This window comes from Ruegeria sp. YTSA105, assembly GCF_059610225.1.
The window spans coordinates 142832-155147 of the sequence record NZ_JBXWNE010000005.1 but is presented as its reverse complement, the minus strand read 5'-3'; the positions used below and the strand labels follow the sequence as shown (position 1 = coordinate 155147).

Sequence of the window (12316 nt, the reverse complement as noted above, 5' to 3'; positions counted from 1 at the left end):
GGCCCCTAAATAGAAGAAGCAGCTACCGGAAAACAATGACAATGCGCCGATTTACCGACAACTTTCCTGCCCCTATGCTGTTTCGCAGTCCCAGACAGGCGGAGATGAATGAGTATGGCGCAAAAAACGCTGCTGAAAGGGCGTGTCCTGAGTTTCACTGGCACCCCGTTCGAGGGCGAACCGACCGAGGCTGTCAAAATCAGCGAAGCGGTTCTGATCGAAAACGGTCGGATTTCCAGCGTATCGGATGCCGACAGTCTGAACAACGCCCACCCCGAGGCAAAAGTCGTGGATCATGGTCAGCACGTGATCCTTGCAGGATTTGTTGATGCGCATGTGCATTATCCGCAGACCGCCATGATCGCCAGTTGGGGCAAACGCCTGATCGACTGGCTGAACACCTATACCTTCCCCGAAGAGATGAAATTCGGCGATGCAGCCTATGCCTCTGAGATTGCCAACCGGTATCTGGACCTGACAGCGGCACATGGCACCACCACGATGTGCAGCTATTGCACCATCCATCCCGAGAGTGTTGATGCCTTTTTCCTTGCGGCCAAACAACGCGGTCAACGGGTGGTTGCGGGCAAAACCTGCATGGACCGTAACGCGCCCGATGGTCTGAGGGATACGGCGCAAACCGCCTATGACCAGTCCCAGGCCTTGCTTGAGAAATGGCACGGGATCGACCGCCTGTCCTATGCGATTACGCCGCGTTTCTCACCCACCTCCACACCCGAACAGCTAGAGGCCATGGGCGCATTATGGGCAGAGCATCCCCATTGCCTGATGCAAACCCATCTCAGCGAACAGACTGATGAAATTGCCTGGGTACGCGAGCTGTTTCCCGACGCCCGCGATTATCTGGACACCTATGAAAAGTTCGGCCTGCTGGGCCCCAACGGCCTGTATGGCCACGTCATCCACCTTGAGGCACGTGAACGCGACCGACTGCGTGAGGTCGACGCTGCGTTGATCCATTGTCCGACCTCAAACACCTTTATCGGGTCAGGACTGTTCGACATGGCAGGGTTGATGCGCGACGGACACCGGGTTGGTCTGGCAACGGATACTGGTGGCGGTTCAAGTTTCTCGATGCTGCGCACGATGGCATCGGCCTATGAGATCGGACAGCTGCGCGGAACCCCGCTGCACGCCGCGCAACTGCTGTGGCTGGGCACCGTAGGGTCGGCCCGAACGCTGAGGCTGGATGACAGCATCGGCAATATCGCCCCGGGAATGGAGGCCGACCTGATCGTGCTCGATCTCGCCTCAACCCCGGCCATCGCGCAACGCGAGGCCTGCGCCGATGATTTGTGGGAGGCCATCTTTCCCACCATCATGATGGGCGATGACAGGGCGATTGCCGAGGTTTGGATCGCAGGTCAACCTGTCAGGACCTAGGATTGCAAGGCAAGGGCCAATCGGTTCTGCCGTTCAATCACCCGGGGCAGATCCAGCGTTGCGATCTGCCCGTCCCGCACGATCTGACGGCCTTCGACAAACAGGTGCTTTACCCTCGTCGGACCGGCAAGCAACAGGGCTGCCGGATCCCAACTGCCCGCGCTTTCGATGCCGCGCGTATCCCAAATGGCTATATCGGCACGCTTACCGATAGCCAGACGGCCGCAATCAGGTCGGTTCAAGACATCCGCCCCACCCCGCGTGGCAATTTCAAGCGCCTCGCGAGAGGACATGGCATCGGCACCGCTTGCGACGCGCTGCAACAACATAGCCTGCCGCGCCTCGAGGATCAGATTGCCGCTGTCATTGCTGGCCGACCCATCGACGCCAAGACCCACAGGCACGCCGCGATCTCGCATCGACCGTACAGGGGCAATCCCCGAGCCCAACCGGCAGTTCGAACAGGGACAGTGCGCCACGCCTGTACGGGACCGTGCAAACAGATCAATCTCTGCCCCGTCCAGTTTCACGCAATGGGCGTGCCAGACATCTGAGCCGGTCCAGCCCAAATCCTCGGCATATTGACCGGGGCGGCAGCCGAATTGTTCCTGCGAATAGGCGATATCCTCGTCATTCTCGGCCAGATGGGTATGCAGCATGACGCCCTTGTCGCGGGCCAGAATGGCCGTGTCCCGCATCAAATCGCGACTGACCGAGAACGGCGAACACGGGGCCAGCCCGACCCGACACATTGCACCCTCTGACGGGTCATGAAAGGCGTCGACCACACGCATCATGTCTTCGAGAATAGCTGCTTCGGCCTCGACCAGTGAATCCGGCGGCAAGCCACCATCGCTTTCACCAATACTCATAGCGCCACGTGTTGGGTGGAACCGCAGGCCAACCTCGGCAGCCGCAGCAATGGTGTCATCCAGACGCGCACCGTTCGGATATAGATACAAGTGGTCGGAACTGAGCGTGCATCCCGTCAACGCCAGCTCGGCTAAACCGATCTGGGCGGATACGAACATCTCTTCGGGGCCAAATCGCGACCAGATCGGATAGAGCGTTTTCAGCCATCCGAACAAAAGCGCATCCTGTCCGCCAGGAACGGCGCGGGTCAGGGTCTGGTACAGATGGTGGTGCGTGTTCACGAGGCCGGGCGTAACCACACATCCGCTTGCATCATGGATCTCAGCGCTCGCCTGCAACCCATGGCCGATCTGTTCAATCTGTCCATCTCGGATCAGAATATCCGCGCCAGAAAGTTCTCGGCGCTGGTCATCCATGGTCAGGATCGTGTCTACATTTTTGATGAGGATATCAGTCATCTTGCTCTCCTTGCATCGCCCGTTTCATGCATGGAGTGCAAAAGCTGGCGGAAAACGGGCACAAGAACCAGCCGGATTAAGGCTAATCGGCCCGCCAGTCCGCCGCAACAGTTTTTAGAAGTTGCGCAGGATTTCCAGCGCCGCCGCGTGGATCTGCGGGTTTGCCGCCGCCAGAGCCCGACCGCCATTATGGGCGGGGCCGCCTTGCCAGTCTGTGACGATACCGCCAGCCGCATGAATCACGGCGATTGGCGCCTGAATGTCATAGGCGTTCAGACCTGCTTCGATCACCAAATCCACCTGACCCGCTGCAAGCAGAGCATAAGCATAGCAATCCATTCCATAGCGGGCCAGGCGTACGTGCTGTGACACAGCCTCAAACCCGGCACGATCTTCCGACGCGCCGACCTCGGGGAAGGTCGTGAACAGAATCGCCTGGTCCAGAGAAGGTGTTGAACGGGTCTTCAGGGACATATCGCCCGTAGGACCATGGCTTCGCGCGATATCCGCCGAGCCGATGAAGCGTTCCCCGATATACGGCTGGTCGATGATCCCCATGATTGGCCCGTCCTGCGTGCTAAGCGCAATCAGAACCCCCCATGTCGGTGTCCCGCTGATAAACCCTCGGGTGCCGTCGATCGGATCCAGAACCCAGGTTCGGCCACTTTGCCCCTCGTGCTGCCCATATTCCTCGCCAAAGATTCCATCTTGGGGCCGATGTCGGGCCAAAACCGCGCGCATAGCTTTTTCAGCTGCGCGGTCGGCGACAGTGACCGGATCAAATCCCTGATCCAGCTTATTTGAAGTCTCAAGATTAGACTGCCTGAAAAAAGGAAGAATGGCCGCACGCGCCGCGTCGGCCATTTCTTCAGCTACTTCAAGATCACTCAGCGACATCTTATCCATACGCTACCCGTGCGTTTCGTCAGGATCAGAGTCAACCCGTGAAATCAGGCAACATCACTCAGAACGCGCGCAAGCTCGAACAGGCGGCGACGCTGGTTTTCCGGTATGGCATAGTAAGAGCGGACGAGATCCAGGGCTTCTTTGTCGCCCATAAGGTCTGCAGGAACCGATTTCTTATCCGAGCTTCCTTTCTCGACCTCTTCCAGGCCTTCAAAGAAGAAACTGACCGGAACATCCAATGCCTCGGCAATGTCCCAAAGACGAGACGCGCTGATTCGATTGGCACCGGTTTCATATTTCTGGATTTGCTGAAACTTGATACCAACTTGCTGTGCCAACTGCTGTTGGGTCATGCCAATCAGCCAGCGGCGATGCCTGACGCGTTTGCCCACATGGACATCGACGTGATGGGTCATTGGTACTATCCTCCCTTACACACACAACTGAAACGGGTGCGCAACATGCTTTGTTACCGCAACATTAGCGAGCCCTACTTAACCACTCCCTAATTTGGAACATGCCCCCCAAATCAGCACCATAGCGCACTATTACGTTTTTTGGCGCTTTTTTCAAGAAGGTTGAATCTGATTCCACAAACAATGGTTTATAGTTGTGTTGTGAATACCGCGCACACGTTGATTCCGATCTGAAAACAATCACCTGATCAACACCGGATTAACGGGGTCTTCAGCAGGGTAACAGATTGACAAGACCACGACAGCACTGACCTATGCCCGAAAAGACGGAGCCAAATCATGCTGGCGTTTCATATCCAGACCAACGGGGCCAAGGCCCAGCTTTGCAATATTGACCTGCCAGAACCCGGCGACAGCCAGGTCTGCATTCAAATCAAAGCCTGCGGTTTGAATTTTGCGGATCTCCTTATGCAGAAGGGGACGTATCAGGACACCCCGGTGGCGCCCTTTTCCTTGGGCATGGAAGTCGCAGGGATTGTTCGCGAAATTGGAAACAATGTACGCCACCTGAACCCGGGTGACCGTGTCGCTGTCTATTCCGGCCAGGGTGGCCTCGCTGAATTCGGAGTGTTCGACGCCGATCGTGCAATCGCAATCCCTGACTCTATGAGCTTTGAAGACGCCGCCGCAATTCAGATCACATATGGCACCAGTCATATTGCCTTGGATCATCGTGCGCGGCTCAGGCCCGGCGAAACCCTTTTGGTGACCGGTGCGGCAGGTGGCGTCGGCCTGACGGCGGTAGAGATCGGCAAGCTTATGGGCGCCACGGTTATTGCGCAGGCGCGCGGCAGTGAGAAACTCGAGGTGGCACAGAAGGCCGGGGCCGATCATCTGATCGACGCATCCGAAGATCTCCGCGCCCGTGTCCAGGCATTGGGAGGCGCGGATGTCGTATATGACGCGATCGGTGGCGATGTGTTTAAAGCCGCCTTTCGCGCGACCAACCCCGAAGGTCGCATCCTGCCCATTGGCTTTGCGGGCGGTGAGGTGCCGCAAATTCCGGCCAACCACCTACTGGTCAAGAACCTGACAGTCATCGGGCTCTACATCGGCGGCTACTTGAAGTTTCGACCTCAGATTGTGACGGACAGCTTTGAAACGCTGTTTCGCTGGCATAGCGAGGGCCGCATCAAACCGCATATCAGCCATGTCCTGCCCCTGTCCGAAGCCGAACGCGGACTGGCCATGCTGCGCGACAGGACGGCCACCGGGAAAGTTGTCATAACCCCTTAAGGGATGATCAACCGACAACGGCTTTGAGCGGCACCCCCCCAAGCAAACGAAAGTTCTGGCGCACCAGCGTCGCCAACGCCTCAACCACGGCCCCGCGGCCAGTTTCGCCGCCATACAGATTTATCATATGCGCAGGAAGCTCGGGCAGGACGCCACCCGAATCGATCTGGGCAAGATGTGCGGCCTCTGTCCCTTCGAGCATGGCATGAACCGCCAAATCGGCGCTGACGGTTGCCTCGATAGTACGGTCATTTTCGGTTTCCACCGAAAGCTCCCAGGGAATTCCAGCCGCATCCAGCGCAGCAATGACCTGCGGCCTGAACAGACACCGACGCCCAAGCGCTAGCGGAATGGGGCGTTTTCGCCAGGCAGACCCGCCCGGCGCACCAATCCAGCGCAAAGGAAGCTCGGCAATCGTCTCGGCCCCCTGCCCCACTGTCGCCTCGGTCGTTAGGATCAAATCGCAGTCTCCGCGCTTAAACATATCCTTCAGTTGCAGCGAATAGGAGGAGATAAGCTGCACACGGACGCGTGGGAAATCCGCGTTGAATCTCTGCAGCACCCGGGGGATCGCCGGATAGACGATATCATGCGGCACACCAAGAACGACCTCGCCCTCATAGGCCTGATCCGTCAGCTTGGACATCACCTCGTCATTCAACGAGATCATGCGTCTGGCATAGGCCAAAAGCTGTTCGCCCGACGCTGTCAGCGCGATGGTTCTGCCACTTCGGTCCAGCAGCTCCAGACCTAAAAGCTCCTCCAACCGCTTTAGCTGCATCGATACGGCAGATTGTGTTAGGTGCAGGAAACCGGCTGCCCGCGTCACGCCACCCTGATCGGCAACTGCCACAAAGGAGCGGAGAGTGGTGATGTCCAGATTTCGCATCTTCACGATTCCTTATGGATGTGTTCAATAATATTCATTTTCAAAATGTGTCACAGCCCTCCATATAAATCAAGGAAGTTGATGCAATAGGCACAACACATCAGCAAAACCGAAAGGACAAGGCTATGACGCAAATCACAGCTTCAACATATTGCAAGCCACGGCAGCGCTTTAAGCTCACTTCTGTTCTGGATGCGCTATCGCTACGGCGCCAACGCTGTCAGCTCGCCAGATTGGACGACCGCGCCCTTCTCGATATCGGCATTACCCGTGAAGAGGCCGAAGCCGAAGCAAAACGCCGCATATGGGAAGCTCCGGAATTCTGGCAAAAATGAACCTAATCCACTACTTTTACCACTGAATGGCGGCTGACACCTCGAAGCCGCCATTTTTGTTGCGTGTTTTAGCCTGTTTCCCACGTTAAACCCTTGAAACACAGCCCGCACTTGACGATATTTGCGAGGAGCGCGGCCTGACATCGGGACGCAAAAAGAATATGTGGAGGGAGACCTTTTAATGGCACAATTTGACACGATCCGGACGGCGACCGGTACGCGCGCTGCCCAGATTGACGAGGGCCTGCGCGCCCATATGAACAAAGTCTACGGCACAATGTCCGTGGGCATGCTGATTACGGCACTCGCGGCCTGGGCTATTGCTGGCCTTGCCGTGACCTCAGATCCAAGCAACGCAGTTGCTCAGATCGGCGCTGATCGTTATCTGACCAGCCTGGGCGGCACCCTGTTCCTGTCGCCGCTGAAATGGATAGTGATGTTCTCACCGCTGGCATTCCTGATCTTTGGCTGGGGCGCGCTGATGCGGCGCGGGTCGGCTGCGGCGGTGCAACTGGGTTTCTTCGTATTCGCGGCCGTTATGGGCGTTTCGATGAGCTCGGTGTTCATGATCTACACTCCTTACTCGATCGCGCAGACGTTCATTGTGACCTCGATTGCCTTTGCTGGTCTGAGCCTGTTTGGCTACACCACCAAGCGCAATCTAAGCGGCATGGGCACATTCCTGATTATGGGTGTGATCGGCCTGCTGGTGGCGATGGTCATAAATATGTTCCTGCAATCGCCTGCGATGATGTTCGCGATCTCGGCAATCGGAGTGATTATCTTTGCTGGCCTGACGGCGTTCTACACACAGGACATCAAAAACACCTACGTTGCGCATGCTACACATGGTGACCAGGAATGGCTGAACAAAGCGGCTATAGACGGCGCGCTGAGCCTCTATATCTCGTTCCTGAACATGTTCCAGTTCTTGCTGATGTTCATGGGGCAACAAGAGTAGCACACCGCATTACAGCAGCAAATAAACAGGGCGGGTCCGAAACGACCCGCCCTTTTCTTTTGCGGCCTGCAGCAGGTCGCCCTGCGGTCAGCTCCTCGCCACGTGCTCCCAAAAAGAAAGGCCCCGTCCTGATGACGAGGCCTTGGAATTGAAAGCGAACGAAACTTTAGCTGCAGTTCAACTGAACAGCAAATCCGGAACTGCGCTTTTCTGAACCTTTGCGATAAACGTCGCCGACAGGCAAGCAGCCAGTGAATTGTTCGGCGCCAGTACCAAAGTTTGCACCAATCGTATTCGGAACCCTGGTGCGGCTATTTTCGGTACGCACGACGCCGAAAAGCGTTCCGTTCACTTCAACAGTGCTCAGGAACAGGTTTGTATCTGAGCCAGAAACGACTACTGCGCTGGTATCGCTGCGCGCGCCATTTTCTATTGCAACACGTGCAATTTTACCCGGATCGGTCTCGTCCGTTGAAACTCGGACCGGGGGCAGCTCTGCCAACTCTGCCGGAACATTGGTGGACTCTGGAACAAACGCCGCCGCACCCGGCACTTCGCTGATGCTCCGCGGCTCACCATCAATGCCCGTAAAGCCAACACCCTCGCGGTTATAGGGGTCTTCACAGGCTGCGAGAGCCAGAATAGTTGCTGTGGATAACAAGATTTTTTTCATGACGGCCAACATTTTGGAACGGTTAGCTCAAGCGTAGTTGCAATACATTCCAAAAAGCAACCCAGCGGGCAAACGAATGCCTCGGCTGCTGATGCTTAGCTGCAACGGCCTCCAAGCGCGCTCCGGCTGCCTTGAGCCGATAGATTCAGGTATGAAACATCGTCGCGCAAACGAAAAAGGCCCTGTCGAAACAGGACCCTTGTCATTCTGTCCAAGCAGGACGGCAGATTACTTGATCTTGCCTTCCTTGTACTCGACATGCTTCCGAACGACCGGGTCGTATTTACGAACGGTCATTTTCTCGGTCATGGTGCGCGCGTTCTTTTTGGTCACATAGAAGTGGCCCGTGCCCGCGGTCGAGTTCAGACGGATCTTGATTGTCGTCGGCTTCGCCATGGTTATCTCCTGCGTCCGAAAAGGCAGGGGCCTTTCGGTTGAATTCCTATGAGCGTGCGCTTTTACCCGGTCATGCAGCCGAGTCAACCTGAATTCGGGTAGATCGGCGCAGATTTCATCAAAACACAAGATCGTCCCTGCCCCCAGCTTATCGCAGACCTTTACGCGGCCATTTCGGCCACAAGGGATGCCAGCTCAGCAGCCACAGCAAGACCTGTATCAAAGGATGACTCCAGCCGTGACCCACCTGTGGAACAACGCGATTCGTCTTAGCAATATTAACGCGCGGAGGGCCTGTAAGCCGGATCTTGTTCCAGGGTTGCCCCCTTCGATGACCATTCCTCTAGGCCGTGCATTGCTGCACGGCTCAAGCTGCCAACCCGGTCCCTCTCGGCCAAGACGCACTTAGCGGCGGTATCGGCGGACGCCGACCTGCCCGCGTGGGGACCCTATTTGGCATTGCTCCCGGTGGGGCTTGCCGTGCCACCCCTGTTGCCAGGGGCGCGGTGGGCTCTTACCCCACCGTTTCACCCTTACCACGTTTTGCCGGAGGCGAACCTTCGACACGTCGTGGCGGTCTGATTTCTGTGGCGCTTTCCGTCGGGTTGCCCCGCCCGGGAGTTACCCGGCACCGTTGTCTTGTGGAGTCCGGACTTTCCTCTCGGGCTTGCACCCCAGCGGCCATCCGGCCCTCCGCGCGGAGACGTGGGTATGCGCAGTGTCAGGCCGCGTCAAGGGTCGATAGGGCGTTAAGGGGCAGCCCCTTCTTGGCCTGCGGTCAATTCAGCCCCGAGATATTTTTGGGCCTGATGAAAAGCCGATCAGGTCCAGAGCGCCGCATGGCCGAGCGGGGTGAAATCCGCAGGTTCCAACGGGCCTTTGGCCCAAGGGCGGTATCTGAGACGCACGGTGGCAAGCAGCGTGTCGTCGTCCGTTTCGGGCGAAAAGCCCATCTGTTGCGCCAACGCACGGAACAGCGGCATCGAGGCCTCTTGCGGGCCGTCATCCTGGCCACGTTGGCCAGCAAGATTGAGATGTTCGAGCCGTTGCCAGGGAAAGCGCGGGCCGGGGTCGACCTTGCGCCCCGGAGCCATGTCGGAATGGCCGATAACCCCGTCCGGTGCAATCGCCCATCGGGCCATGATACGGGCCAGAAGCCACTCAAGCGTGGTCATCTGAGGTTCGGGAAAAGGATGGGTGCCAAGATTGTCCAGTTCTATCCCAATCGAACGCGAATTGATATCGGTTCGCCCGCGCCACTCTCCTGCCCCGGCGTGCCAGGCCCGGTCCTCTTCGCGCACCATTTGCCAAAGCGTGCCATCGGAACCGATCAGGTAATGCGCAGAGACTTCGAAGGCCGGGTCACACAAGCGATCCAGCGCAGCCTGTGCACTGTCCATTGCGGTGTAGTGCAAAACGATCAATGACGGCGTCAGCCCATCCCGGCGATCTCCGAAATTGGGGGATGGGTGCCAGATGGGCTTTGGATCAGTTTTTGACGGCACTGCGGAACGGGCTGGGATCCCAGCCGCAAGCATATCCGTCGCCATCAGGGTCCAGCCCCTTGCGGTCCTTCTGGGGACCGCCATTTGACAGGAACTCGATCTGCGCCTGGTCCGCCGATGGGAATTTCGCGCAATTCCGCTGTGCCTTGGCCTGCAGGTTGAACCCTGCACGGCTGTAAAGCTGGGCACCGACCGGATTGGATGTGCTCAGCGCGTATTGGACGATGTTTGGCTGACCATCCGCTCCGCGTTGCGGAACCGCGGTTGGGGCGACAACCTCATAAGTTTGGCTGTTCTGTTCGATTCGAGCAGCATCGGTTTCGATACTGCGACGTTCAGAAACCGCAGCAAAATCCTGTTCGTCAGAGATGCCGCTGTTGCTCGCAGTCCGCACCGATGCTGAAGCGGCGGTCGCCTGCGTCGAGGTGCTTGCAAGCGCTGCAGCAGTGGCCGTGGCCAGGTCAGCACCATCCGCGCCCGATGTGGGCGACCCCAGAGGTTGTTGCGAGACCTCATAGGGTTCCGGCAGAGGGCTTCCGGTGCCGCCCTGCCCTGCCAGCTCAGCTTCTCTTTGCGCCTGATAAGTCGGGGTGTTGAACCCTGCACCCTGAACCGGGGCCACCGTGTTACAGGCGGCCATCAACCCGATTGCAGAGATCAGAATCGAAAAGCGCATCCAGCTGCTCCGTTCTACGTTGTCTTGTTGATCAGAGGATTACCACCATTTCCCCGGCTTGGCCACAAAGCCCGCAGCGCTTTCCAGCGCATAGGCCGTGTTCAGCAAATCGCCTTCGTCCCATGGACGGCCAATCAGCTGCAGACCAAGCGGCAAACCCTGAGAATCAAGACCTGCAGGAACCGATATGCCCGGCAAACCAGCAAGGTTGACCGTCACGGTAAAGACGTCGTTCAGATACATCTGAACCGGATCCGCCTCGGTCATTTCACCCAGACCGAACGACGCCGAAGGCGTGGCCGGGGTCAGGATGGCGTCAACACCGGCGGCGAAAACGTCCTCGAAATCTTTCTTGATCAACGTGCGGACCTTGCGGGCGCGGTTGTAATAGGCGTCATAGAAACCCGCCGACAGAACATATGTCCCGACCATCACCCGGCGCTGCACCTCGTGACCAAAGCCCTCGGCGCGGGTCTTTTCGTACATCTCGGTGATGCCGTCGCCCTGCCCCAACTGCGCGCGGCGGCCATAGCGGACACCATCATAGCGCGCCAGGTTCGAGGACGCCTCGGCAGGCGCAATCACGTAATAGGCGGGCAGCGCGTATTTGGTATGCGGCAGCGAAATGTCGACGATCTCGGCCCCTGCGTCCTTCAGCATCGCCGCGCCATCTGCCCAGAGTTTTTCGATCTCGGCGGGCATGCCGTCCATCCGGTATTCCTTGGGGATACCGATCTTCTTGCCCTTGATGTCGCCGGTCAGCATGGCCTCGAAATTCGGGACGGCCAACTCGGCGCTGGTGGAATCCTTGGGGTCATGACCGCACATGGTTTCCAGCATGATCGCCGCGTCGCGGACATTCTTGGTCATCGGCCCGGCCTGATCCAGTGAGGATGCAAAGGCCACGATGCCCCAGCGCGAACACCGGCCATAGGTCGGCTTGATGCCAGTAATCCCGACAAAAGCCGCTGGTTGGCGGATCGAGCCGCCAGTATCGGTGCCAGTGGCGGCCAGACACAGATCAGCTGACACCGCCGAAGCCGATCCGCCGGAGGACCCGCCCGGTGTCAGCTGTGCGTCGTCATTGCCACGGCGCCACGGGCTGACCGCATTGCCATAGACCGAAGTTTCGTTGCTGCTGCCCATGGCAAACTCGTCCATGTTCAGCTTGCCCAGCATCACGGCACCCGCGTCGGCCAGTTGCTGCGAAACGGTAGATTCGTATTCAGGTTTGAAGCCTTCAAGAATCTTTGAGGCTGCCTGCGAGGGCACGCCCTTGGTGCAGAATAGGTCCTTGATGCCGATCGGCAGGCCACACATCGACGGCGCATCACCCGCTTTGATGCGCGCGTCCGCTGCCTTGGCACGTTCAATCGCGATCTCGGGGGTTTTATGAACAAAAGCGTTCAGCGCATCTGCTGCATCAATGGCGGTCAAGCAGGCTTCGGTCAGCTCGACCGAGGTGACATCACCGGCACGCAGGGCGTCGCGGGCTTCGGCCAGGCCCAGTTTGTTCAGATCGCTCATG

At 58.0% G+C, this 12316-nt stretch carries 13 protein-coding genes and 1 other RNA gene; 4 read left to right on the top strand and 10 right to left on the bottom strand.

From position 1 onward, the window contains the following. The first annotated feature begins 114 nt into the window (after positions 1–114). Positions 115–1404: a guanine deaminase gene (guaD, locus tag AC2FH2_RS09030; RefSeq protein ID WP_496712847.1), complete on the top strand. Its 1290-nt coding sequence runs from the start codon at positions 115–117 to the stop codon at positions 1402–1404. Here guaD and AC2FH2_RS09025 read toward each other — a convergent pair. From AC2FH2_RS09025 to AC2FH2_RS09015, 3 genes are all read right to left on the bottom strand, one after another. Then, complete coding sequence (locus AC2FH2_RS09025) at positions 1401–2735, bottom strand: 8-oxoguanine deaminase (RefSeq protein WP_142636753.1); 1335 nt, start codon at positions 2733–2735, stop codon at positions 1401–1403. The genes guaD and AC2FH2_RS09025 overlap by 4 nt on opposite strands. A gap of 114 nt (positions 2736–2849) precedes the next feature. Then, positions 2850–3641, bottom strand: coding sequence for a histidinol-phosphatase (gene hisN, locus AC2FH2_RS09020; RefSeq protein WP_496823354.1), 792 nt, complete (start codon positions 3639–3641; stop codon positions 2850–2852). A 44-nt stretch (positions 3642–3685) separates the two neighbouring features. Then, entirely contained in the window at positions 3686–4057 is a 372-nt protein-coding gene (locus AC2FH2_RS09015) for a helix-turn-helix domain-containing protein (protein WP_142636749.1), read from the bottom strand. A gap of 339 nt (positions 4058–4396) precedes the next feature. On the opposite strand from AC2FH2_RS09015, the gene AC2FH2_RS09010 reads away from it, so the two are divergent. Beyond that, entirely contained in the window at positions 4397–5353 is a 957-nt protein-coding gene (locus AC2FH2_RS09010) for an NADPH:quinone oxidoreductase family protein (RefSeq protein ID WP_496823353.1), read from the top strand. A gap of 7 nt (positions 5354–5360) precedes the next feature. Here AC2FH2_RS09010 and AC2FH2_RS09005 read toward each other — a convergent pair whose 3' ends face one another. Continuing rightward, positions 5361–6242, bottom strand: a complete 882-nt coding sequence (locus AC2FH2_RS09005) for a LysR family transcriptional regulator (RefSeq protein ID WP_142636745.1) — start codon at positions 6240–6242, stop codon at positions 5361–5363. Positions 6243–6367: 125 nt separating this feature from the next. On the opposite strand from AC2FH2_RS09005, the gene AC2FH2_RS09000 reads away from it, so the two are divergent. After that, positions 6368–6577: a DUF1127 domain-containing protein gene (locus AC2FH2_RS09000; RefSeq protein ID WP_496823352.1), complete on the top strand. Its 210-nt coding sequence runs from the start codon at positions 6368–6370 to the stop codon at positions 6575–6577. Between the two features lie 181 nt (positions 6578–6758). Beyond that, entirely contained in the window at positions 6759–7538 is a 780-nt protein-coding gene (locus tag AC2FH2_RS08995) for a Bax inhibitor-1/YccA family protein (protein WP_142636741.1), read from the top strand. Between the two features lie 166 nt (positions 7539–7704). Here AC2FH2_RS08995 and AC2FH2_RS08990 read toward each other — a convergent pair whose 3' ends face one another. The 6 genes from AC2FH2_RS08990 to gatA all read right to left on the bottom strand — a co-directional run bounded on the left by AC2FH2_RS08990 (position 7705) and on the right by gatA (position 12315). Then, a complete protein-coding gene (locus AC2FH2_RS08990; RefSeq protein ID WP_185956682.1) occupies positions 7705–8211 on the bottom strand; it encodes a hypothetical protein in 507 nt (168 codons plus the stop codon). A 228-nt stretch (positions 8212–8439) separates the two neighbouring features. Next, positions 8440–8607 (bottom strand): 50S ribosomal protein L33, encoded by a 168-nt coding sequence (gene rpmG / locus AC2FH2_RS08985; RefSeq protein ID WP_007799108.1) that lies wholly within the window; start codon positions 8605–8607, stop codon positions 8440–8442. Positions 8608–8888: 281 nt separating this feature from the next. Beyond that, positions 8889–9304: RNase P RNA component class A (rnpB, locus tag AC2FH2_RS08980), an RNA gene on the bottom strand. A 124-nt stretch (positions 9305–9428) separates the two neighbouring features. After that, on the bottom strand, positions 9429–10145 hold the full coding sequence (locus tag AC2FH2_RS08975) for an N-acetylmuramoyl-L-alanine amidase (protein WP_496823382.1): 717 nt from the start codon (positions 10143–10145) through the stop codon (positions 9429–9431). Further along, the gene (locus AC2FH2_RS08970) at positions 10096–10788 is read right to left on the bottom strand and encodes a hypothetical protein (RefSeq protein WP_496823351.1); all 693 of its coding nucleotides are present in this window, start codon (positions 10786–10788) and stop codon (positions 10096–10098) included. Before AC2FH2_RS08970 ends, AC2FH2_RS08975 begins: the two co-directional genes overlap by 50 nt. Before the next feature lie 39 nt (positions 10789–10827). Then, the gene (gatA, locus tag AC2FH2_RS08965; protein ID WP_496823350.1) at positions 10828–12315 is read right to left on the bottom strand and encodes an Asp-tRNA(Asn)/Glu-tRNA(Gln) amidotransferase subunit GatA; all 1488 of its coding nucleotides are present in this window, start codon (positions 12313–12315) and stop codon (positions 10828–10830) included. Position 12316 lies beyond the last annotated feature (1 nt).

What these genes read in the sequence shown, in the direction of transcription:
- AC2FH2_RS08995 (WP_142636741.1), top strand. Translation starts at nt 6,759, where the DNA reads ATGGCACAATTTGACACGATCCGGACGGCGACCGGTACGCGCGCTGCC.
- AC2FH2_RS09025 (WP_142636753.1), bottom strand. Translation starts at nt 2,735, where the DNA reads ATGACTGATATCCTCATCAAAAATGTAGACACGATCCTGACCATGGAT.
- AC2FH2_RS08975 (WP_496823382.1), bottom strand. Translation starts at nt 10,145, where the DNA reads ATGCTTGCGGCTGGGATCCCAGCCCGTTCCGCAGTGCCGTCAAAAACT.
- guaD (WP_496712847.1), top strand. Translation starts at nt 115, where the DNA reads ATGGCGCAAAAAACGCTGCTGAAAGGGCGTGTCCTGAGTTTCACTGGC.
- AC2FH2_RS09015 (WP_142636749.1), bottom strand. Translation starts at nt 4,057, where the DNA reads ATGACCCATCACGTCGATGTCCATGTGGGCAAACGCGTCAGGCATCGC.
- hisN (WP_496823354.1), bottom strand. Translation starts at nt 3,641, where the DNA reads ATGGATAAGATGTCGCTGAGTGATCTTGAAGTAGCTGAAGAAATGGCC.
- AC2FH2_RS08970 (WP_496823351.1), bottom strand. Translation starts at nt 10,788, where the DNA reads ATGCGCTTTTCGATTCTGATCTCTGCAATCGGGTTGATGGCCGCCTGT.
- rpmG (WP_007799108.1), bottom strand. Translation starts at nt 8,607, where the DNA reads ATGGCGAAGCCGACGACAATCAAGATCCGTCTGAACTCGACCGCGGGC.
- AC2FH2_RS08990 (WP_185956682.1), bottom strand. Translation starts at nt 8,211, where the DNA reads ATGAAAAAAATCTTGTTATCCACAGCAACTATTCTGGCTCTCGCAGCC.
- AC2FH2_RS09005 (WP_142636745.1), bottom strand. Translation starts at nt 6,242, where the DNA reads ATGCGAAATCTGGACATCACCACTCTCCGCTCCTTTGTGGCAGTTGCC.
- AC2FH2_RS09000 (WP_496823352.1), top strand. Translation starts at nt 6,368, where the DNA reads ATGACGCAAATCACAGCTTCAACATATTGCAAGCCACGGCAGCGCTTT.
- AC2FH2_RS09010 (WP_496823353.1), top strand. Translation starts at nt 4,397, where the DNA reads ATGCTGGCGTTTCATATCCAGACCAACGGGGCCAAGGCCCAGCTTTGC.
- gatA (WP_496823350.1), bottom strand. Translation starts at nt 12,315, where the DNA reads ATGAGCGATCTGAACAAACTGGGCCTGGCCGAAGCCCGCGACGCCCTG.